Raw genomic sequence first — 21,270 nt, 5'->3', positions numbered from 1 at the left:
GAAGGCCCCTTCAGCCTTGACCCAATGCCTCGACGATCAGATCAACGCTGCTTTTCAAGCCAGCCAGTGTGTCCTCGTTATCGCTCTGCACGACAACCAGTTTCGCGCCGCTGTCTTTGATTACCTGCGCCACCGCAGCCTCTGGTTGCCGATGATCCAAGACCAGGGCCACATCCTGGTTTTTGAGGTTATCGGCCAAGGCTTTGAGCGCAGTCGCATCCCACTCGGTGGGCAGCGGCTGATCCACCAGGTCCAGGTTCAATCCGCTGGCCAGATAACCCAGTCGCTCCGACAGGCTGACGGTGGTCAGGTTTTCCACCTTGGCCAGGCGCGTCTGGCTATCGGCGGCCAGTGCCAATACTTGCTGCTTGAAGCCGGCAAGGTTGGTCTGAATGCGTGCCTTGTCCGCGGGCGACAGCCGCTCCAGATCATTAGCCACCACATCGGCCATGCGTCCCAGATTGGTGGGGCTGAGCCATGGGTAGCCGGCGTAGGCATCAGCCCCCGTCACGGCGATGCCTGGCAAAGCGCCATCGACCGGGCGAGCGGCGTCGATTTCGACAATGCGAATATTGCTGCGGCGCGCCACCGGGTAAAGCGGATCATCTCGCCAGATCGAGCGTACGCCGATCACCGCGTCAGCCTGCTGGGCCGCCTTGTGCAGACTGGCTTCGCCACGGCCACTGAAATACGACGGCTGGCGGCTGGCAGGCAAATTCGCCGGCGCAGCGCGTTTGAGCTCAACCGAAGTGCCTTCGAGCAATGTGTTGGCCAGGCTGTGGGTGACCGGCAGCGTGGTCAGCACTTGGGTGGCCGAGGCCAGGGACGGCAGGCTGGTAAGGGCGAGGGCCAGACACAGGCGTTTGAGGTTCATGCCGGGTTTCCTTGCAGGCGTGGGACGAGCGCACGGGCCAGGGCGGCCAGGGCGAAGCAGAGACCGGCGACCAGTATGATCGCGGCGCCGGACGGTACAGGCAGGTCGAAGACGATCGGCAGCAGAATGCCGAACAGGGTACTCAGGGTAGCGATAAACACCGAGATGAAGAAAAAGCCTTTCAATGACTGGCTGACCAGGCGCGCGGCAGCGGCGGGGATGACCAGCAACGCACCCACCAAGATGGCGCCAATCACCTTGACCGCAGCCACCGTGACCAGGGTCACCAGCACCACGAACAAGTAGTCGAGGGTCTTGACCGCGACCCCGCGTACAGCAGCCAATTGCGGATTGAAGCTGGCCAGCATGATGCGGTTGTAAAGCGGCAGCGCCAAGGCCAGCACCAGCACAGCGACGATTCCCAGCACGACCAAGTCCTGACCGCTGACGGTCAACACCGAACCGAACAGCACGTTTTCCAGAATGTGCACGTTGATCTTGCCTGCCAGCATCAGCAGCAGGCTGGCCCCCAGCGCCAGGGACACCGACAGGAAGACCCCAATCAGCGTGTCAGGTGACAGGCCGGTGCGGTTACGCAGGAAATTCAGCAAGATACCGAACAACAGGCAATAGCCGAACAGGCTGCCGTAAGGGCCGGTGTAGGGTTCGCCCAACAGAATGCCGATGGCCACGCCGGTCAGCGCCGCGTGGCCGACTGCTTCGGAGAAGAAGGCAAAGCGCTTGACCACCACCAGCGTTCCAAGACCACCGAGCACCGGCCCGATCATCAACCCGGCCAGCAAAGCATTGACCACGAAGCCGTAGGCCAGCGCCTCGGGCAAGTAGCCTTGAACGGCCCATTGTTGAACCAATTCACGGAAGGATTCGAAACTCATCAGGCAAGGCTCTCGCTGCGCGGATGGACGGAGAACAGGCCGAGCAGACGCTCAGGGGTGAGCGCCTGGGCAGGCGCAGCATCGAACAGCACGCGGCGACTCAGGCCGGTGACCCGGTCAGCCAGGCGCAGCACGGCTTCAAGATCATGTTCGATCCACAAGACAGTGGTGCCGGATCGGCGCCAGCTGGCCAGCAGGTGCTCGAACACGCGAATACCCGCTTCGTCCAGCGCCGACATGGGTTCGTCCAGCACCAGCAGTTGCGGCTCGGGAATCAGCCCTTGCGCCAGCAGCACCCGCTGACGCTCACCGCCTGACAGCGCGCCCATGCGCCGCTTGCGTTTGTCGAGCATGCCGACGTGGGTCAGGGCTGCCTCGATGGCCGGCTGGACCCGCTTGGACAGCCCTAGAAAGGCGGGCTGGCGCTGGCACATGGCGGCCATGAAGTCGTCCACGGTCATGGGCAGGCCGCGGTCGAACTCCAGCGCCTGCGGCACGTAGCCGATCACCTCCCGCTCGCTGGGCCAATGCATGGCCAATCGACCCTGATGCGGCATCTGCCCCAGCAGTGTCTTGATCAGCGAGCTCTTGCCGCCCCCATTGGGCCCGACGATGGCATGCACCGAGCCGGCCGCGACGCTGAAACTGACCTGCTCGAGAATGCGCGTACGGCCCAGTTCGAGATTGATCGCCTCGAACTCGATGCGCGGCCCACAAACCGGCAGCACCTGGGTGGCGGCGGTCATGCGCGGTTCTCCTCGATGGCGCGCACCACCGTGTCGAGGTTGCGCTTCATTTCGATTTCATACTTGTCCTTGGTGTATTCACCATAGGAAATATGCGTCAACGGGTACAAGCGCACGCCGGATTCGCGCTGGATCGTTTCCACATAGGCAGAGGGGAAGTCCATCTCCGAAAAAATGACCCGCACATCCAGCGCTTTGAGTTGGTCGATGGTTTTCTTCAACTGAGCGGGGCTGGGCTCGATACCGTGGGCAGGCTCCACCACGGCGGTCACTTCAAGGCCAAAATCACGCACGAGATAATCGTAGGCAGCGTGGATCGTGGCCACACGGAAGGTGGCGCCAGGTGCTTGACTCACCTTGGCCAGGGCCTCGGCACGCAGGGCGCGCAGACGCTTGGCATAAGCCCGCGCATTTTGCGTGTAGAGCTTCGCGTTTTCCGGGTCCAGCTTGCCCAGTTCTCGGGCAATGTTGTTGACCTGTGCAATGGTGGTACTGATGGACAGGAAGGTATGCGGATTGACGACCTTGCCAGCGCCGCGTGCGGCAATGCCGGTTGCCGCGAGCAGAGGCACGTTCTGGTTCGATTCGATGGTGGCGATGTTCGGTTTTTCGCTGGCCGCGATCATGCGGTCGGCAAAGTCGTCATGACCGACGCCGTTGAGCACGACCACATCGAGCGTCCCGATGCGCTTGATGTCCTCGGCGCGAGGCTCGTAGGCATGGGGGTTGAAACCAGCCGGGATCAACGGCACTACCTCGGCCTTGTCGCCAACGATATTGCTCACATAGCTGTAGTAAGGGTGCAGGGTGATGCCGATACGCAGCGGCTTGCCGGGGTCGGCCAGGGCAAAGGCGGGCAGGGCACAGGCCAGGAGCAGGGCGAGGGCGGAGCGAAGCATGGGGCGTTCCTTAAGTCAGTGACGGTGGTCGCGGGTGACACCGGCGTCGTAGTGGCTGACGACCTGGCGCCAGCCTGCGGCGATCAGGCTTGCCGGGGCAAGGTCATCGACCGATGGGCTGGGGTTGCCTCGGTAGAGCCAGACCTCGGCCTCGGCGCCACCTTCGGAGGGCTGGATCATCAGCAGGTGGCCGGCGATTTCCGGCGCCTGGCTGCGGCCCAGGTAGGCGCCGTCCGCCAGCAACGACCATTGGTGATCGCCACGGCTCTGGCTACCGGCATCAATGACGAAAGGCGGCAGCCCCTCGGCCGCCAGCGCCTGCACCTCGGGCACGGCGCCCTGTTCATCGCGCAGGTACTGAATTTCGTCGAAAGCCACCCGCAGGTCGGTGTAGAGGCCTTGCTCAGCTGGAGTCAGGTCCCGGCGAGCATCGATCTGATGGCTGGCGATCGGCTGATCGTCGACACGCTCCCCGCGCACCAGTACGACGCTGGCTGCCAGGGCCACGATCAATGCACTGACCAAAAGCACATATAGCGTTTCATGCCCGGCGCCGGCCGGGCGAATCACCTGGACCCGGCTCATGGTTGCGAAATGTCCGCGTAGTCGACTTCGACCACATGGCCTGGGCCTGCGTCGAACAACACGTAGAATTCGCCATCCGGGCGCTTGAAGGTGAGGGTGGAGTCATCCCCGAGCTTACCGCCGACCAGCACCTGCTCGTCGTAGCCGATCACATCCAGGGTGACCCCGGGTGCACCGCTCCCGTCCGAAAAGCCGCCGGTGCATTTGATCTGACTGCCCGGCACTTCCTCACACTCGCACATGGGGTTGTGGGCCATGGCAGCCGTGGCGGTTAACAGCAGTGAAGAGAGCATGAGCCTACGCATGAGGTGTTTCATTTGTTGCCTCCTTGTTTCTTGAGCCAGGCCACGGTGGCTGGCGATGCCTGGGCCAAGGGCACCGAGGCTTGATGCATGCTGCCGTCCCAGCCTTCGAGGGTGATCCACACCTGGGCATCTGGCCGAGTACGCGGCGCAATCGGAAGGGAGGTACCCATGTGGTAGGGTGCCCCGAAGAAAATGGTGCCGGCGGCGCGCAGGCTGCGCGGCTTGCCGATGCGCAGGTAGGTGGCCTTCACCTCTTGGGCGCAGCCTTTGCAGAGGGCGGCATTGAACACCTTGAAATAGCCGGCCGGGCCATCGGCCTGGGGCGCTTCGTCACGCATTTCAGCCAGGTCCAGGCTGTAGGGCCCTACCTTGATATCGCGTATGACGTTCGCGCCGAGCCCGGCTTCGCCGCGAAACAGCTTGGCATCGGCAAAGTACTGGGGCATGAAACCCAGCGGGATCAGGATCAGCAGAATGTTCAGGTGAAAGCGCCACTTCAACCAGAACTGTTTCAATGGCCGTTGCGCGAGGGTGTGTGCCTGGCTCATGGTTGGGTCTCCAGGGTAGGCTCGCGCTGCGCGACGCGGGGCGCACGCTCGCTGCGCTTGAGGGCGGCGGCGGTGGCCTGGGCGGTGCGCTTGGTCCAGATGAGCAGGCCGCTGAACACCATCAAGGTCAACACCAGGCCGAAGAAGAACCACACCAGCTTGATCGGCAACCCGCCGAAGTCACCGGTGTGCAGCGGACGCATGGATTCGGTGACGAACTCCAGGGGCGTGCGGTCGCTGATGCGGAACTGGCTGTCGACCTGGCGGGTGTAGGGATTGACCGAGGCGTTCTGGAACATCAGCGGGTACCAACCCGGCCCCGAAAGGCTGATGTGGCTGTAGGCCGTGGCGGGCAATATCACGAAGCTGACCTCAAGGCCCGGCACCGCGTGCCCGGCAATGCGCACGGCTTCGTCCAGGTCGATGCGCGGTGCGGGAGTGCCGTCGGTGGTCTGCGGCACGTCTTCGCGTGCAATCACCGGCACGATGGGCCGTGTGGAAATCGTGACGTGGTTATCGCCCAGAATGGCTTGGATCAAGAACCAGGTACCGGTAATGGAAATGACGGCAATGAACCAGATGGACCAGACGCCGGCCAGGCGGTGCACGTCCCCCCAGAAAATCCGCGAGCCGTGACCGGTGCGCACCGGCTTGAAGAACCCTCTCCAGAATTTCTTGTACACCACAAGCCCCGTGACCAGGGATGCCAGCATGGGCAGGCCCAACAGGGAAACAAGGTACCAGCCCCAGCTGTAACCGTTGGTGAACGGCACCAGCCACCATCCATGCAAGGCACGGGTGAAGGCTTCGAAGTCGAAGTCGGGCGTCTTGCCCTGGATCGCTCCGGTGTAGGGGTTTACATACAGCGTAGGGCTGGTGCCGTCGGGCAGGGTAACGTTGGCAACGACCGCGAAGTGAGAGCCGTCGGGCTGGCGAAGCATGTCCACGATCATGTCGGGCTCAGCCTTGTGCAGCGCATCGAGCACTTGCTGGAAACTCAGGCGGTCCACGTCGGCATCGGGCTTGTTGGCGCGCACCGCAGGGTCGGCCAGCCAGACGATCTCCTGGCTGACCACCGCGAGCATGCCGGTGAAACAGACGATGAGAACAAAGAACCAGATCGGCAGCGCGAGCCAGCTGTGGACCAGGAACCAGAGCCTGGACTTGGATTTCTTTGGAGTTTTGGCCATCAGACGATCTTCACAATAAGGGGCCGAGCTTAAGCCCAACCCTGGAGAGCTGTATTGATAAGGACGAATGAGAATCGAAATTCCGTCGATTTAAATGCAAGGAAATGTTTCAGGCTGGGGAGCCGGCCCCTGCGCCTGAAGCTGGGGGCCGGTGGCAAAGCGTCTGTCAGGCGCGGGACAGGACCGCTTCTGGCAGGGGCAGGGTGCGCAACGAGGGCAGGTCTTGATAAAGCGCACGGCCAATCTCGGCGGCCCGCGAGGGCAGAACTGATAACAGGGTGTCGCTCAGGCCATGGCTGTTCTCGCAGAAGCCTTGCAGGTACACCGACGCCTTGAGGTCGGGGCTGGTCAGTACGCGGTAGTTGCGATCAACGTTGAAATCCTCGAGGTAGCCAGCCAGCGGGGCCAGCAAGTCCCGGTGCGAACGGCGCTCATAGCCGGTAGCCAGGATGACGGCATCGTAGCGGTGGGTCTGTTGTTGGCCGGTGGCCAGGTCGCTGAGGGTCAGCTCGATGCCCTCTGCGTTGCCCACCACGGCGTCTACCTGGCGCCGGCACAGCACATTGTGGCGGAACTGATGGGCCACTTTCTGCCGATAGAGGATGGCGTAGATGCGCTCGATCAGGTTCAGGTCGACCACCGAGTAATTGGTGTTGTGGTATTCATCGAGCAACTTGCTGCGTTGATCGGCCGGTTCGTTATAGACCAGGTCGGTGTAGTCGGGTGCGAAGATCTCGTTGACGAACGGGCTGTCGTCGGCCGGCTTGAGTGCCGAGGCGCGCAGGATCATGTCCACCTTTACCGACGGGTAGCTGTCGTTGAGGTCGATGAACGCCTCGGCTGCGCTCTGGCCTGAGCCGATGACCGCGATGCGCATCGGTTTGCCGGCGTTGCAGGGCAGCTGGCTGAGGCTGCTGAGGTAGCGGGAATGGTGGAACACGCGCGGGTCGTTCTTGAAGGCCGCGAACGTTTCCGGAATCTTAGGTGTACCGCCGCTACCCACTACGACCGAACGGGCCCTGCGGCTGTATTCCCGACCTTCGGCATCACGGGACACCAGGCGCAGGTGCTCGACGCGGCCCTGGGTGAGTTCAGGTTCGATGCGCAGCACTTCTTCACCGTATACCGCCTGGGTCGCGAAGTGTTCGGCAGCCCAGCGCAGGTAGTCGTTGTATTCCAGTCGGCACGGGTAGAAGGTGCCCAGGTTGATGAAGTCGGCCAGGCGCTGTTTCTGGTGCAGGTAATTGACGAAGCTGTAGGGGCTGGTGGGGTTGCGCAGGGATACCAGGTCCTTGAGGAAGGAGATCTGCAACTCGCTTTGGGTGGCCAGGGTTTCACCGTGCCAGCGATAGTCTCGCTGCTTTTCGATAAATAGCGCGTCCAGGGCACGCCCTTGGCTTTCGGCCAGCTCTTCCAGGGCGATTGCCAGCGCCAGGTTGGACGGGCCGAAGCCTACGCCGATCAGATCTTTGATGGTTTCCTGCTGTGAGGCTTGGGTCATGGCCGCGATTCCATAAGGTCGATGTGGACGCTCACCGGTGATCCGGCTACCGCGCTGGTACATCTTCTGGAACGAGCCAACCGAGAGGGAATTTAGCAGGGCTCAAGACCAGGCCGTTGTAGCCGATAAAAGGGGCACGGACCGGTTTTGGAGCAGGGAATCATCATGGTCGCAATCACCTCCAGCAATCTGTTGATCAACGGCGTCTTAGCCCAGACGCTGCGCGTTGACGCTGCCGACGAGCGCGAACGGCGCGTGCAGGCGGGCGAGGCGCCCGGCCCGTTGAGCATCGCCGGTGACAGCCTCAAAGCCACGGCCACAGGCCAGGCACAAGCGGCCCAGGGCGAGGACAGCGACGAGCCAGAGGCGGTCAAGCAGTTGCGCGAGTTGATCAAGGCGTTGCAGAAACAGCTGGCAGAAGAGCAGAAACAACTTTCAGCGCTGATGAACAGCGACATGGAAGAGTCCGCGAAGATGGCTGCCATCAGCACCAAGCAGAGCAGCATTGCCACGCTCAGCAGCCAGATCATCGCGGCCTCGGCACAATTGCTGGAACTGTTGCAGCAAAGCGGTGGTGGCAGTGCCGGTGGCCTGGTCAGCACCCGTGCCTAGCGGGCACTGACCAAACCCTGGGGATCAGTCAGCGGCCAATCGCGCCTTGTGCCGATCGGCCTTGTACTGCATGGCCACCGCCGGGGCCGGCTTGGTCGCGCCCGTTTCCAGCCACTGGCGCATACGGCTGGCGTCGGCGAAGTGGGTGTACTTGCCGAATGCATCGAGAATGACCATGGCGACCGGCCGGTTGTCCATCCGGGTCAACAGCACCAGGCAGTGCCCAGCCTCGTTGGTGAAACCGGTCTTGGTCAGCTTGATGTCCCAGTTGCTCTTGTTCACCAGGTGGTCGGTGTTGCGAAACCCGAGTGTGTAGTTGGGCTTGCTGAACGCTACCGTTTTCTCACGGGTTGTCGACAGCGTACTCAACAGGGGGTACTTGCGCGACGCCATCAATAGCTTGGTCAGGTCGCGTGCAGTGGAGACGTTCTGAGTCGAAAGACCGGTGGGTTCGATGTAGCGGGTATGGCTCATGCCCAGGCTGCGTGCCTTGGCGTTCATTGCCTTGATGAACGCCGGGTAACCGCCAGGGTAGTGGTTGGCCAGGGTGGTCGCGGCGCGGTTTTCCGAGGACATCAGGGTGATCAGCAGCGTCTCGCGTCTATTCAGCTGGCTGCCGAGCCGAACCCTGGAGTAGACGCCTTTCATGTCCGGGTTGTTGGCGATGGTCATGGTCAGCATTTCGTCCATGGGCAGCTTGGCGTCGAGCACGACCATGGCCGTCATCAGTTTGGTCACCGACGCGATGGGCAGCACGCGGTCTGGGTGACTGGCGTACAGCTCCTTGTTGCTGTTGAGGTCGATCAACAGGGCGCTGCCGGAGGCCAGGTGCAGCTTGGCAGGGTCACGTTGCAGCTGGGCGGTGGGCTGTGCAGCGACAGCGGCGCTGATGGGGGTCACGGTACCTGTGAGCAACAACAAAAGGCTGAGGGTAGACAGGATCGTTTTCACGTTGAGGCTCACTAAAGGGGGCTATGTCGTTGGCATTGCGAGGGTTTTCCCCAAGCCGGCGCATTCTGGAGTATGGCTCAAGCCGTGTCGATTGCCTTATCACCAATGGGCGCAAGGTGAAGAGAATTTAATCCTGCGGGAAGGGCTACAGCCATTTGGCTGCCCCGACTCTGTCCAGCCCCTACGGCCCTTAGTCGCCCAGCTCCTAGAGCCGCTTGGGCTGCTTTACTGATTCGAGGTGAACTCCATGGGACCCAGCCCTGTCACCTTTGAACACACGGAGGATCCAGGCATGGTTGTGAAGTTGAGGACGTATCGCGGAGACGACATCCCGGAGTGGTACCAGCGTGACGATCTCGATGAGCTCTACGAGGTCGAGGATCAGCAGGGGGATGTGCAATTGCTCGAAGATGACGAGGATGCAGTGAAGCTCGTCGTAGACCTCACCTATGAAGATGAAGATGCGCCCAAGCCTGAGTGATGGGAATCAGATGATGCCTCGCAGCGGGCCCAGCACCCACAGGCCCGCTGTTATTTGCGTATCGCAAAAGCCTTAGGACCTGCGCCAGGCAAGCCAGGCAATGCCTGTGAGTCGAAGCTCTGTCACGGCCAGCCCGACCAGGATCAAGCCTGCGCCGGCCAGGCGCTCGGCAGGTAAGCGATCACCGGCCAGGAAGTAGCCGAACAGGCCACCGAAGATTGGCTCGCATATCAATATCAACGCCACCTTTTCTGGAGCCAACACTGCCTGTGCGCGGTTCTGGATCGCGTAAGCCAAGGCTGTTGCCAGCAGCGCCAATGCCAGGAGGGTGGCGGTGACAGGCAGCGTGGTGGGCACGGAGAACGCGTTGTTCGCCACACTCCATATCAACGAAAGCACGCCGACGACGCCCAGTTGAATCGAAGCCGATGCCATGGCCAGCGCTGGCGTGGTGAACGTCGATACCATCACGATATGCAAGGCGAAGCACACGGCACACCCCAGCACCAGCAAGTCACCGTAGTGCAGGGTGAACCCGTCCAGGCTCAGCAGGCCAAGTCCGAACACCGCGATCCCGGTTCCGATCCCTTGCTTGAGGCTCGGGCGACCCTTGCCCATGAGGTAAAGCAGCACTGGTGTAAAAACAGTGCACAGGCCCGTGATGAAGCCGGCATTGGAGGGCGTAGTCAGCGCGGTCCCGGAGGTCTGCAGCGAAAAAGCCATGAACAACACGACCCCGGCCAAGCCCGCATTCAACAGCGTGCCTAGGTTCATCAGTCGAAACGAGCGAATCGAGAAGGGAAACAAGGCCGCTGCTGCCAGGCTGAACATCCACGCATTCAAGGTGGAGGCAGCCATGATGGTCAGCGTGTCGTGTTTGGCCACGAAGCTCCAGCCCCACACCGCCGTGACAGCCAGAAGCGAAATCGACCATAAAGTATTTTTCGACATGACGAATCCTTGGGCAGGCATTTATACCGAATGCCAGGCCGAGCTATTTTCGTCAGCGGTACCCAAAGATCGCAAAGATAATTCAGCGCCCGGTCAATGGCAATTGTTCAATCCACCCCACAAGACTCTCACCCCAGGCTCTCAACAGGTGCCCTGATCGGCAGTGGTACAGCGCATCAATAAGCAGATCATGTCGTCAATCGACCAAGGCTTGCCAATGAACGCTGCAGTGGGTGGCAAAGGCATATCGACCTTGCTGTAGCCACCACTCATCACGATCACGGGCAAGCATGGACATTGCTCGTAAGCCATCCAGGCAAGGTCCCAGCCATCGAACGGGCCCGGCGTACGGACATCGGTCACGACCGCTGCCCAGGGTTGCTTGTCGAGTTGCCGAATACCTTCTGTTGCGGTTTCCACCGCCATTACCCGAGCGCCTGTTTCTTCAATGATCAAAGACAGGAACTCTCGCAAAGCGGGTTCGTCTTCGACGACCAAAATCCGTTTTCCAATCATCACCGCTGACCATATTCGCCCTATGCCTTTCCGAGGGCACAGAGCCCGACCTGTTGCCTTGAGGGGATGAGCGGTGGGGTTTGTACAACTATTGGTGCGATTGCCGCGCTTTGTACAACCCCTGTTATTGACTATCTCCGCTGCTCGGACGAGTTTTCCAATACGCAGCAGTGGGCATCTCAAGTGCCTGGCTCAAGAGCCGGCAGCCTGTGCATGGTCATGAGGCAAAAAAAAGCCCGCACAGTGGCGGGCAACAGGGAGCAGCACTAAATGTTCGTGTCAGGCGAGGAGGGTGCCGGGTTGCAACTTTTCAATCAGGGCGCGGGCACTGGCCAGGCTCGGCATCGGTCCGCTGACCGGCTCGCCGTTGCTGACCAGGTACCAACAAGCCAGCAGGCCCTGATCGCGCAAATTGGCCGGTACTGCCGAGCCGATAACGGACATGATCTCGATAGTGGCCATTTGCAGCCCTCCGCTAAAACATGGGGTTACTGTACCGACGCTGTGGGCGCGACTGAAATCAATGTGCTCAATAGTGCTTATCAGTTTTGCCTAACGTGCAGGCGTCATTCTGCAATGACCTTTGAGCGCAGCGTCACGCGCAGTGTCGAGCCGATAGGCTTGGGCCATCCGCTCTGCTAGGCTCATTCACCGTCTGTACACCGCAAGAGGATCACGTATGCCCCTTACCCCCAGCAGGGATACCGTGCTGTGCATTTCCCTGGCAGGCCGCCCAGGCACCTTTGGTGTCCGCTTCCACAATCACCTCTACGAGCAGCTTGGCCTGGATTTCTATTACAAGGCCATGCGCACCGATGACTTGCCGGCAGCTGTTGCAGGCATCCGGGCGCTTGGGATTCGTGGTTGTGGTGTCTCGATGCCGTACAAGGAAGCGTGCATGGCGTTGGTCGATGAAATCGACCCGTCGGCTGCGGCAATCGATTCAGTCAACACCCTGGTCAATACCGAGGGCCACCTCAAAGCCTATAACACGGACTACCTGGCAGTCCGGCAGTTGCTGACGCAGCACAAGGTCGACCCGACTACGGCGTTCGCCTTGCGTGGCAGCGGTGGCATGGCCAAGGCGGTGGCCAGCGCGTTGCGGGACGCAGGGTTTGGCGAAGGCATCATTGTCGCCCGTAACGAGCAGGCCGGGCGGGAGCTGGCCGATGTGTGCGGCTACCGCTGGCTGCCTGAGCTTGACGACCTTTGCCCGCCGATGCTGATCAACGTCACCCCGGTGGGCATGGCCGGTGGGCCAGAGGCGCAGCAGCTCGCGTTCAGCGAGATGGCAATTGCTGCGTCCGAGCGCGTATTCGATGTCGTGGCCATGCCAGTGCAAACACCTCTGATCGAGCATGCAGAGAAGCTTGGCAAGCAGGTGATCACCGGGCTTGAAGTCATCGCATTGCAGGCGTTGGAGCAATTTGTCCTGTACACCGGCATCAGACCAACCCCTGAGCAGGTACAGGCTGCCGTGGGCTACGCGCGCCAAGGTTGAGCCAGGGGCAGATCCTGCACTATTCGGCGACCAGCAAGTTGAGCTGGTCGCTGCAGCGATTAGAACGCTTGCCTGGCCTTATCCAATTGCTCGTCAACCAGCGCACGACCATACGCCAGCGACACATGCTGAGCATTGTCCAAGTCGCTGAAGAACTTCATGGGCATCGATAGCCGCCGGCTGACATGGCCGTCGGGTGCCGTGATCAGGCAGCCTGCTGCAAAGGGTAAGGGCGAGTCAGGGTGAGGCATCACGCTGGCGGTGATGAGGTGCTTGCGATATTCACACTGGAGCGATTGCATGATCGGTACCTCGCTGTGGCAATGAAGCCTTTACTTCATATACCACAGCAGAGGGCATGCAGGCGGTCGCCCGACGAGCGTGGCCTGTGAGCCTTAAGCTTTGAGCTCGCCAGGCTGGATGACCTCGACCCAGTAACCATCTGGGTCCTTGATGAAGGCCAAGTGGTTCATACGCCCGTCTTGCAGGCGTTTCTGGAACGGCACGCCTAAGGCTTCGAAACGGGCGCATGCTTCACGCACGTCCGGCACCGATACACAGATGTGGCCGAAGCCGCGTGGATCGGTATTGCCATCGTGGTAGGCGAAGTCGGCATCCTGTTCGGTACCATGGTTGTGCGTAAGCTCAAGCACGCCCGGGATCGACTTCATCCACTGATGGCGGGCATGGTCGTCCTCTGGAATCTGGGCGGGGTCGACCAGGGCCAGGAAGTACAGGCTGAAAGCAGCCTCTGGGAAATCACGCTTGTCCACCAGGCGGAAACCCAACACCCGCGTATAGAAGTCCAGCGACTTCTGGATGTCCTTGACCCGCAGCATGGTGTGGTTGAAGACGAATTGGGCAGTGGCAACGTCAGGCTGTGCGGTGACACCCGGAACGGTTTGCAGATCGTGCAAGCTCATGGAAACTCCTGAGACGGGGCCGGGTGCCAGGACCCGGCGAAACGGACAGGCTGCTAATGATACGGCAGTGAAACGATTGCGCAAATGAAAGCGCCCTGCTCAAGGCAGGGCGCTGGAATTAGAGGCCCGCATGTGCGGGCGCGTGATGGGGTCGCTAGTCCGTTAGCTGTGTTCATGGTGCCTGCGGCGCTGTGAAAAAAGTGTGAAGCCAGTGTTGAGGTTTCATCATGGCGCTGACGCGATCAAGTTCATCGCCGGTTGTTTTGTGGCAACCGGACGAAAGCGTACGAGGAGGGTAGATGAAACAGGTACTGCTGATCGGCATCGGCGCTGGGGATCCTTGCCACCTGACCTATGAGGCGGTCGATGCACTGCGCGGTGTGGACGTGTTTTTCGTCATGGACAAAGGCCCCGAGGTGCAAGACCTTCTGGGGTTGCGCAAGGCGATTCTGCAACGCTACCTGCCAGACCACAGCTATCGCATCGTGCAGATCACCGACCCGCCACGCGCCAGACAGCCCTCGGGGTATGCAACGTCCATTGAAGTCTGGCACCAACAGAGGGCGACAGCCTATGCCGCCGCGCTGCAAATGGAACTGCAGCCAGGGCAGACCGGCGCATTTTTGCTGTGGGGTGAACCTGGCTTGTACGACAGCACGCTGCGTGTGATGGAGCTGGTGCGTGAACGGGGGGTGTCGCTTGCCTTGAAGGTGCTACCCGGAATAAGCAGCATGCAGCTGTTGGCCGCCCGTCACCAGATCGCGCTCACGCGTGTCGGTGAGCCGTTGATCGTGGTGCCGGGGCGGAGGCTGGCGAGTCTCGGGCGCATCGATAATGTTGTGGTAATGCTCGATAGTCACTGCGCCTTCGCTGCACTGTCGGATCCAGCGCTCACGATCTTCTGGGGCGCTTACCTGGGAACCGCGGACGAAATGCTGATCGCCGGGCCCCTGGAAGCGGTCAAGGCACGCATCCTGGAGGCCCGGGCAAGTCAACGTCGGCGCAAGGGTTGGATAATGGACATCTACTTGCTGCGTCGTGAAGTGTTCGCGACTACGGATTGACCAACCTGACCGGCTACTGCGCCGAGCGGGGGCCAAGAATGGAGGCCACCGTGTCTCGCAACTGATCGATGGAGTAAGGCTTGCCAATTCTATACATGCCTTCCGGCACGTCGACGTTTTCTCCATACCCACTGGCGAACAGCACAGGGAGCATAGGGCGCAGCCCGCGTGCGCTCTTGGCCAGGTCATGACCATCCATGTCCGGCAAGCCAACATCGGTTATCATGAGTTCGAGCGTTTGGTCAGGATTTTCGAGTACTTTCAGTGCGGTCGCAGCGTCATGCGCCTCGATCACGGCGTAGCTCAGATCTTCGAGGACCTCGACCATGAGCATGCGTACGATGTCGTCGTCCTCGACTACCAGAAGGGACATGGTTCAGATCCTGTCTTGATGAATGTCTTTGCTCTGTGCCTCGCCAAGGCCCAGAAGTTCCCGAAGGATACCGATCTGATCGATCCGATGGAACGATTGGAACAGGTATGTTTCAAATGCTGGCTAAATGCCGGGCCAACTGATCAGGGCTTGCGCCAGGCCAGGGGCTGCCCCTCACCATAAGGAAAGATTGACCATGCTGTTCATGGACTTCATTTGCTCGGGCGTTTTCAGATGATACAAGCTGCCTCGATGGATCAACGTAGCTTTCGCAAGCTGTTGAGCCGCAACATCGGCCTGCCCCTGGGGCTCGGCCTGCTCGGTGCCGTGGCATTCGTCGCCGTTATCAACTACCTGCTGTCTGCCATGCAGTGGGTGGAACATACCGATCAGGTGATTGGCAATGCCAACGAGACGCTCAAGCTCTCGATCGACATGGAAACAGGCATGCGCGGGTTTCTGATCACGGGCGATGAACGCTTCCTGGACCCGTACGAGGTGGCCAAGCCCAGGATCTTCAACAGCCTGCAAAGCCTGCGGAGCATGGTCGAGGACAATCCCCAGCAGGTCGAACGCATCGACCGGCTGATCGCGCTGCAGGGGGCGTGGAACGACTTCGGCAGCCAGATGATCGAGCTGCGCCGCGTCGAAGGGGGATACCGCGAGCTGATCGGTAATGGCCGTGGCAAACGCCTGACCGACGAAATCCGCAAGGAGTTCGAGGACCTGATCGGGGCCGAGCAACAGCTGCGCATGACCCGCAACGAGACGGTCAGCAGTGTCACCGTCGCTGGCATCATCACATTCGTTGTGTTGCTGGTCGGGCTCAGCGCATTACTCGCTTATCTGGGGCGCCGCGACCTGCTGGCCCTGTCCGATAGCTACACCAAGAACTTGCAGGCCCAGCAGCGCGCTGCGGAGCGCCTGGAGCATCAGGCCTGGCTGCGCAACGGCCAGACCCAACTGGCCCAGCAGGTGCTGGGTCAACTGTCCCTGCCCATGCTGGGTGACAAGATCCTGCGCTTCTTCGCTGCCTACCTGGGCAGCGTGGTGGGCGCCGTGTATGTGCGGGATGAACATGGCCGCCTGGTGCGCGTGGCCAGTTATGGGCTCGAAGCCCAGGAGCAGGCCCGCGAGCAGGTGCTGGGTGATCACCACGGCTTGCTGGCGCAAGCGGTACGTGAAGAACGGCTTATCCGCCTCGATGCCTTGCCGCAGGACTATTACCGTTTGGCGTCGGGCCTGGGCAAGGGGTTACCGCGCAGCGGGCTGATCGTGCCGGCCCTTGAGGACGGTCAGGTTAACGGCGTCATTGAACTGGGGCTGCTGCGCCCATTGCAGGACCGCGACGCGGAGATGCTCGAGCGCGTGGCGGGCAACCTGGGTATGTCGATCGAAAGCGCCCGCTACCGTCAACGCCTGCAGGAGGTGCTGGCCGAAACCCAGCAGCTCAACGAAGAGCTACAGGTCCAGCAGGAAGAGCTCAAGACCGCCAACGAAGAACTCGAAGAGCAGTCCCGGGTGCTCAAGGAGTCCCAGGCTTATCTGGAGACCCAACAGGCGGAGCTCGAGCAGACCAACGAGCAACTGTCCGAACGCACCGATGCACTGGACCTCAAGAACGAGGAGCTCAGCCGCGCCCAGACCGAGCTTCAGGCTCGCGCCGATGAGCTGCAGCGTTCGAGCAAGTACAAGTCCGAATTCCTCGCCAACATGTCCCACGAGCTGCGTACGCCGCTCAACAGCTCGCTGATCCTGGCCAAGCTGCTGGCCGAGAACGGTGAAGGCAACCTGAGCCAGGAGCAGGTCAAATTCGCCGAGTCCATCTACTCGGCAGGCAATGACCTGCTCAACCTCATCAACGACATCCTGGACATCGCCAAGGTCGAAGCCGGCAAGCTTGAGGTGCGCCCCGAAACGACCCACGTCGATCGTCTGGTCGAGGGCTTGCGCGACATGTTCACGCCACTGGCCTCCCAGAAGGGGCTGGGCTTCGAGGTCACAGCTGAGGACCACGTGCCTGCGACCCTGTTCACCGATCGCCAGCGCCTTGAACAGATCCTCAAGAACCTGTTGTCCAATGCCATCAAGTTCACCGAGCGTGGCCAGGTCAGCCTGAATATCGGTTACCAGCCCGAGGCCGGTATCGTCTTCGCGGTGCACGACACCGGGATTGGTATCGCGCCTGATCAGCAGCAAGCCATCTTCGGCGCATTTCACCAAGTCGATGGCACCAGTAACCGCCGCTATGGAGGCACCGGGCTGGGCCTGTCCATCTCGCGCGACCTGGCCCGCCTGTTGGGCGGGCAGATCACCGTACAGAGCACGCCGGGCCAAGGCAGCGTATTCAGCCTGGTACTGCCAGAGCGCCATGATGTCGACGAACAGCCCGTCGCGCCGCTTACCCTGCGCCCTGCGGTGACTTCAATGCCCTCGGTCATCCAGCCGCCAGCAGCGGCGGCCAAGCCCCCGATCCTGGCCTTCACCGATGATCGCGAGCGGGCGCCGTTTACCAACCGCTGCATTCTGGTCATTGAGGACGAGCCAAACTTTGCCCGTATTCTCTTCGATCTGGCCCATGAACTGGGCTACAGCTGCCTGGTGGCCCATGGCGCGGACGAAGGTTTCGAGTTGGCCGCTCGGTTCCTGCCCGATGCCGTACTCCTGGACATGCGACTGCCGGACCATTCCGGCCTCACTGTACTGCAGCGCCTGAAGGAGCGGACCGAGACGCGCCACATCCCGGTGCATATCATTTCGGTCGAGGATCGGGTGGAGGCGGCCATGCACATGGGCGCGGTCGGTTACGCGGTCAAACCCACCAGTCGCGAGGAGCTCAAGGAAGTCTTCGGGCGCCTGGAAGCCAAGCTGACCCAGAAGCTAAAGCGCATCCTGCTGGTCGAAGACGATGACCTGCAGCGAGAGAGCATTGCCCGGCTGATCGGCGATGAGGACGTCGAGATCACCGCCGTGGGCCTGGCCCAGGAGGCCTTGGCACTGCTGCGCGAGCACGTCTACGACTGCATGATCATCGACCTCAAGTTACCCGACATGCTCGGCAACGAGTTGCTCAAGCGCATGACGGCCGAAGACATCCGCGCGTTCCCGCCTGTGATCGTCTATACAGGCCGTAACCTGACGCGCGAAGAGGAGGCCGACCTGCTCAAGTATTCGCGCTCGATCATCATCAAGGGCGCACGCTCGCCCGAGCGTCTGCTCGATGAGGTCACCCTGTTCCTGCACAAGGTGGAGTCGCAGCTGTCCCATGAGCGTCAGCGCATGCTCAAGACCGCGCGAAGCCGCGACAAGGTATTCGAGGGGCGCAAGATCCTGTTGGTAGACGACGATGTGCGCAACATCTTCGCCCTGACCAGCGCCCTGGAGCACAAGGGGGCCATCGTCGAAATCGGCCGCAATGGCCGCGAGGCCATCGAACGCCTCGAACAGCATGAAGATATCGACCTGGTACTGATGGACGTCATGATGCCGGAAATGGATGGTTTCGAAGCGACCCGGCTGATCCGCCAGCAGCCTCGCTGGCGCAAGCTGCCGATCATCGCCGTGACCGCCAAGGCGATGAAGGACGACCAGCACCGCTGCCTGCAGGCCGGCGCCAATGATTACCTGGCAAAGCCCATCGACCTGGACCGCCTGTTCTCGCTGATACGTGTGTGGTTGCCGCAACTGGAGCGAATTTGATTAGCGAACGCAATACCGACATCGAGATCCGCTTGCTCATCGAGGCCATCTACCTCAAGTACAGCTACGATTTTCGCAACTATTCCGGCGCTTCGATCAAGCGCCGGATCCTGCATGCCCTGCGCCAGTTCGACTGCCAGACCGTGTCTGCGCTTCAGGAGCGGGTACTGCATGACCCAGGCATGTTCATGCAGCTGTTGCAGTACCTGACGATTCCGGTCAGCGAGATGTTCCGCGACCCTGGCCACTTCCTTGCCCTGCGCAATGAAGTGGTCCCGCTGCTGCGCACATGGCCATCGATAAAGATCTGGATTGCCGGCTGCAGTACGGGCGAAGAGGTGTATTCGATGGCCATCTTGCTGCGCGAGGAAGGTTTGCTGGAGCGCACCATCATCTACGCCACCGACATCAACCCGCACTCACTGGAAAAAGCCAAGCAGGGCATCTATACCATGCCGAGCATGCGCGAATACGAAGAGAACTACAGGTTGGCCGGTGGGCGTCGTGATTTTTCGGAGTACTACACCGCTGCCTACGGCAATGCCATCATGGACAGCACCTTGCGTGAGCAGGTGACCTTCGCCGACCACAGCCTGGCCACCGACAGTGTGTTCTCGGAAACCCAGCTCGTCTCGTGCCGTAACGTGCTCATCTATTTCGACAAGGTGCTGCAGGATCGCGCCTTGGGCCTGTTCCACGAGTCCCTCTGCCACCGGGGTTTCCTGGTGCTGGGCAGCAAGGAGTCGGTCGATTTCTCGGCCTATAGCCAGCGCTTCGAGCCCTGGGTCAAACCTGAACGGATCTACCGCAAGTCATGAAGGGCATACAGGCTGTGGTGATCGGTGCTTCGGCGGGCGGTGTGACTGCACTGTTCAAGGTGCTCGGCGGGTTGCCAGGGACGTGCAGGGTTCCGGTGGTGTGCCTGTTGCATCTGCCCGAGGACCGGCATAGCCATCTGGCTGAAGTGCTGCAACGTCGCCTGGGCCGGCCGGTGCTCGAAGCGCGTGACAAGCAGTCTTTGCAAGACGGCGGCATTTTTGTGGCGGGCCCTGGTTATCACCTTTCGGTAGAGTGCGACTTCACCCTGTCTTTGAGCCAGGAACCGCCGCAGCATTTTTCCAGGCCTTCGATCGACTACCTGTTCATGTCGGCAGCCGATGCCTATGGCAAGGCGCTGCTCGGCATATTGCTCACTGGCGCAAACGAAGATGGCGCCCAAGGGCTTGCCTACATCAAGAACAGCGGCGGCCGGACCATCGTCCAGGACCCCCGCGATGCACAGGTCGCGCTAATGCCGGAGGCCGCATTGGCCCTGCACCGGCCCGACCATATTCTTCCTTTGAGTGGTATCGAGCAGTTGCTTGGTACTCTGGAATCCAGCGCATGTTAAGCCAGACCATCGCTAAACTGCTGATCGTCGACGATCTGCCAGAAAACCTCCTGGCCCTCGATGCCCTCATCCAGGGTGACCATCGCGAGGTGCACCAAGCCCAGTCCGCCGAAGCGGCGCTGTCCCTGCTGCTTGAGCACGAATTCGCCTTGGCCATCCTGGACGTGCAGATGCCTGGCATGAACGGGTTCGAGCTGGCCGAGCTGATGCGCGGCACCGAGAAAACCCGCAACATCCCCATCGTGTTCGTGACCGCGGCCGGGCGCGAGATGAACTATGCCTTCAAGGGCTACGAAAGCGGTGCCGTGGATTTTCTCTACAAGCCGCTCGATACCATGGCGGTCAAAAGCAAAGTCTCGGTTTTTGTCGATCTCTACCGTCAACGCAAAGTGCTCGACCAGCAACTGCAAGCGCTCGAGCGCAGTCGGCAGGAGCAGGAAGCCTTGCTGGACAAGCTGCAAAGCGCACGCTGCGAGCTGGAGCACGCTGTGCGGATGCGTGACGATTTCATGTCCATCGTCTCCCATGAGGTGAGAACGCCCCTAAATGGTTTGATCCTGGAAACGCAGCTGCGCAAGCTGAACCTGGCCAGGGGCAACCTGGAGGCCTTCAGTAAGGAAAAGCTACAGGCCATGGTCGAGCGCGACGAGCGCCAGATCAACAGCCTGATACGGCTGATCGAAGACATGCTCGACGTGTCACGCATCCGCACCGGTAAACTGTCGCTGCGCCCGAAGCTGTTTGACCTCAGTCAGCTGGTACGGGGGTTGGTGGAGAACTTCACGGCGCAAGCGATCGCGCTGGATACCCGAATCGACCTGCATTGTGACGGGCGCCTGGCTGGCGAGTGGGACGAGTTCCGCATCGAGCAAGTGCTGGCCAACCTTTTGTCCAACGCCCTGCGCTACGGGGAGCGCAAACCTGTGCACGTGCGGGTGTTCGAGCTCGACGGCATGGCATGCGTGCAGGTGCAAGACAACGGCATTGGCATTGGTGCGGCCAACCAGCAGCGCATCTTCCAGCAGTTCGAGCGGGTGTCGAACCATCAGGCTACTGGTGGCCTGGGGCTTGGGCTTTATATCTCCGAGCAGATCGTCCACGCCCACCGCGGGCGCATTCTGGTCGAGAGCGAGGAGGGCCAAGGTGCCACGTTCACCCTGCAACTGCCGCTTGGCGTGCGCGAGCAACAAAACGATCAGGCGCGGGCAACCTCTGCGTGAGCCCGGGGTCTGATGGCAAACTGCAAGAATTTCCAAGGTTTCGAT

Annotated in this window: 24 protein-coding genes; 8 read left to right on the top strand and 16 right to left on the bottom strand. The window is 61.0% G+C overall.

Features of this window, described 5'->3' with window-relative positions; translation table 11 throughout:
• Window positions 1-10 precede the first annotated feature (10 nt).
• From B2J77_RS12260 to B2J77_RS12220, 9 genes are all read right to left on the bottom strand, one after another.
• On the bottom strand, window positions 11-874 hold the full coding sequence (locus tag B2J77_RS12260) for a metal ABC transporter substrate-binding protein (protein WP_058637324.1): 864 nt from the start codon (window positions 872-874) through the stop codon (window positions 11-13).
• A complete protein-coding gene (locus tag B2J77_RS12255) occupies window positions 871-1,770 on the bottom strand; it encodes a metal ABC transporter permease (protein WP_058637323.1) in 900 nt (299 codons plus the stop codon). The genes B2J77_RS12260 and B2J77_RS12255 overlap by 4 nt, the downstream gene beginning before the upstream one ends.
• Window positions 1,770-2,516, bottom strand: coding sequence for a metal ABC transporter ATP-binding protein (locus B2J77_RS12250; RefSeq protein WP_058637322.1), 747 nt, complete (start codon window positions 2,514-2,516; stop codon window positions 1,770-1,772). The genes B2J77_RS12255 and B2J77_RS12250 overlap by 1 nt, the downstream gene beginning before the upstream one ends.
• Window positions 2,513-3,415, bottom strand: coding sequence for a metal ABC transporter substrate-binding protein (locus tag B2J77_RS12245; protein WP_058637321.1), 903 nt, complete (start codon window positions 3,413-3,415; stop codon window positions 2,513-2,515). The genes B2J77_RS12250 and B2J77_RS12245 overlap by 4 nt, the downstream gene beginning before the upstream one ends.
• A gap of 15 nt (window positions 3,416-3,430) precedes the next feature.
• Window positions 3,431-4,000 (bottom strand): DUF6162 family protein, encoded by a 570-nt coding sequence (locus tag B2J77_RS12240; protein WP_058637320.1) that lies wholly within the window; start codon window positions 3,998-4,000, stop codon window positions 3,431-3,433.
• Window positions 3,997-4,317, bottom strand: coding sequence for a hypothetical protein (locus B2J77_RS12235; protein ID WP_058603896.1), 321 nt, complete (start codon window positions 4,315-4,317; stop codon window positions 3,997-3,999). Before B2J77_RS12235 ends, B2J77_RS12240 begins: the two co-directional genes overlap by 4 nt.
• On the bottom strand, window positions 4,314-4,853 hold the full coding sequence (locus B2J77_RS12230; protein ID WP_058637319.1) for a hypothetical protein: 540 nt from the start codon (window positions 4,851-4,853) through the stop codon (window positions 4,314-4,316). The genes B2J77_RS12235 and B2J77_RS12230 overlap by 4 nt, the downstream gene beginning before the upstream one ends.
• Complete coding sequence (locus tag B2J77_RS12225) at window positions 4,850-6,043, bottom strand: PepSY-associated TM helix domain-containing protein (RefSeq protein WP_058603898.1); 1,194 nt, start codon at window positions 6,041-6,043, stop codon at window positions 4,850-4,852. The genes B2J77_RS12230 and B2J77_RS12225 overlap by 4 nt, the downstream gene beginning before the upstream one ends.
• 166 nt (window positions 6,044-6,209) lie before the next feature.
• Window positions 6,210-7,544 carry a lysine N(6)-hydroxylase/L-ornithine N(5)-oxygenase family protein gene (locus B2J77_RS12220; protein WP_058637318.1) on the bottom strand — a complete coding sequence of 445 codons (1,335 nt, stop codon included), beginning with the start codon at window positions 7,542-7,544 and terminating at the stop codon, window positions 6,210-6,212.
• Between the two features lie 165 nt (window positions 7,545-7,709).
• Between B2J77_RS12220 and B2J77_RS12215 the strand changes: the two genes are divergently transcribed.
• Window positions 7,710-8,156, top strand: coding sequence for a hypothetical protein (locus B2J77_RS12215; protein WP_078478752.1), 447 nt, complete (start codon window positions 7,710-7,712; stop codon window positions 8,154-8,156).
• 24 nt (window positions 8,157-8,180) lie between these two features.
• Here B2J77_RS12215 and pbpG read toward each other — a convergent pair whose 3' ends face one another.
• The gene (pbpG, locus tag B2J77_RS12210) at window positions 8,181-9,107 is read right to left on the bottom strand and encodes a D-alanyl-D-alanine endopeptidase (RefSeq protein WP_058637316.1); all 927 of its coding nucleotides are present in this window, start codon (window positions 9,105-9,107) and stop codon (window positions 8,181-8,183) included.
• A gap of 292 nt (window positions 9,108-9,399) precedes the next feature.
• On the opposite strand from pbpG, the gene B2J77_RS12205 reads away from it, so the two are divergent.
• Window positions 9,400-9,588 carry a hypothetical protein gene (locus B2J77_RS12205; protein ID WP_058637315.1) on the top strand — a complete coding sequence of 63 codons (189 nt, stop codon included), beginning with the start codon at window positions 9,400-9,402 and terminating at the stop codon, window positions 9,586-9,588.
• 72 nt (window positions 9,589-9,660) lie between these two features.
• Here B2J77_RS12205 and B2J77_RS12200 read toward each other — a convergent pair whose 3' ends face one another.
• From B2J77_RS12200 to B2J77_RS12190, 3 genes are all read right to left on the bottom strand, one after another.
• A complete protein-coding gene (locus B2J77_RS12200; protein WP_058637314.1) occupies window positions 9,661-10,539 on the bottom strand; it encodes a DMT family transporter in 879 nt (292 codons plus the stop codon).
• A gap of 141 nt (window positions 10,540-10,680) precedes the next feature.
• Window positions 10,681-11,055 (bottom strand): response regulator, encoded by a 375-nt coding sequence (locus B2J77_RS12195; protein WP_078478750.1) that lies wholly within the window; start codon window positions 11,053-11,055, stop codon window positions 10,681-10,683.
• A 279-nt stretch (window positions 11,056-11,334) separates the two neighbouring features.
• Window positions 11,335-11,517, bottom strand: coding sequence for a hypothetical protein (locus B2J77_RS12190; protein ID WP_078478749.1), 183 nt, complete (start codon window positions 11,515-11,517; stop codon window positions 11,335-11,337).
• A gap of 217 nt (window positions 11,518-11,734) precedes the next feature.
• On the opposite strand from B2J77_RS12190, the gene B2J77_RS12185 reads away from it, so the two are divergent.
• Complete coding sequence (locus B2J77_RS12185; protein ID WP_058637311.1) at window positions 11,735-12,556, top strand: shikimate 5-dehydrogenase; 822 nt, start codon at window positions 11,735-11,737, stop codon at window positions 12,554-12,556.
• 59 nt (window positions 12,557-12,615) lie between these two features.
• Here the strand turns inward: B2J77_RS12185 and B2J77_RS12180 are convergent, their stop codons facing one another.
• Together B2J77_RS12180 and gloA are read right to left on the bottom strand one after the other, a co-directional pair.
• Window positions 12,616-12,858, bottom strand: a complete 243-nt coding sequence (locus tag B2J77_RS12180) for a hypothetical protein (RefSeq protein WP_058637310.1) — start codon at window positions 12,856-12,858, stop codon at window positions 12,616-12,618.
• A 93-nt stretch (window positions 12,859-12,951) separates the two neighbouring features.
• A complete protein-coding gene (gloA, locus tag B2J77_RS12175) occupies window positions 12,952-13,479 on the bottom strand; it encodes a lactoylglutathione lyase (RefSeq protein ID WP_058637309.1) in 528 nt (175 codons plus the stop codon).
• Window positions 13,480-13,778: 299 nt separating this feature from the next.
• Here gloA and cobF point away from each other — a divergent pair, with 299 nt between their 5' ends.
• Window positions 13,779-14,543 carry a precorrin-6A synthase (deacetylating) gene (gene cobF / locus B2J77_RS12170; RefSeq protein ID WP_078478748.1) on the top strand — a complete coding sequence of 255 codons (765 nt, stop codon included), beginning with the start codon at window positions 13,779-13,781 and terminating at the stop codon, window positions 14,541-14,543.
• Window positions 14,544-14,556: 13 nt separating this feature from the next.
• On the opposite strand, the gene B2J77_RS12165 is transcribed toward cobF, so the two are convergent.
• Window positions 14,557-14,916, bottom strand: coding sequence for a response regulator (locus B2J77_RS12165; RefSeq protein WP_058637307.1), 360 nt, complete (start codon window positions 14,914-14,916; stop codon window positions 14,557-14,559).
• Between the two features lie 234 nt (window positions 14,917-15,150).
• Between B2J77_RS12165 and B2J77_RS12160 the strand changes: the two genes are divergently transcribed.
• Genes B2J77_RS12160 through B2J77_RS12145 form a run of 4 tightly spaced genes read left to right on the top strand, consistent with a single transcriptional unit; the run spans window position 15,151 to window position 21,225 of the window.
• The gene (locus B2J77_RS12160) at window positions 15,151-18,615 is read left to right on the top strand and encodes a response regulator (protein WP_078478747.1); all 3,465 of its coding nucleotides are present in this window, start codon (window positions 15,151-15,153) and stop codon (window positions 18,613-18,615) included.
• Window positions 18,612-19,433, top strand: coding sequence for a CheR family methyltransferase (locus tag B2J77_RS12155; RefSeq protein ID WP_078478746.1), 822 nt, complete (start codon window positions 18,612-18,614; stop codon window positions 19,431-19,433). The genes B2J77_RS12160 and B2J77_RS12155 overlap by 4 nt, the downstream gene beginning before the upstream one ends.
• Window positions 19,430-20,005 (top strand): chemotaxis protein CheB, encoded by a 576-nt coding sequence (locus tag B2J77_RS12150; protein ID WP_058603912.1) that lies wholly within the window; start codon window positions 19,430-19,432, stop codon window positions 20,003-20,005. Before B2J77_RS12155 ends, B2J77_RS12150 begins: the two co-directional genes overlap by 4 nt.
• The gene (locus B2J77_RS12145) at window positions 19,999-21,225 is read left to right on the top strand and encodes a hybrid sensor histidine kinase/response regulator (protein ID WP_078478745.1); all 1,227 of its coding nucleotides are present in this window, start codon (window positions 19,999-20,001) and stop codon (window positions 21,223-21,225) included. The genes B2J77_RS12150 and B2J77_RS12145 overlap by 7 nt, the downstream gene beginning before the upstream one ends.
• Window positions 21,226-21,270: the final 45 nt, after the last annotated feature.

It is taken from the genome of Pseudomonas parafulva, from assembly GCF_002021815.1.
Taxonomy (GTDB): domain Bacteria; phylum Pseudomonadota; class Gammaproteobacteria; order Pseudomonadales; family Pseudomonadaceae; genus Aquipseudomonas; species Aquipseudomonas parafulva_B.
Note: the sequence above shows the minus strand (reverse complement) of the source record. Positions and strands in the feature narration are given on the sequence as shown.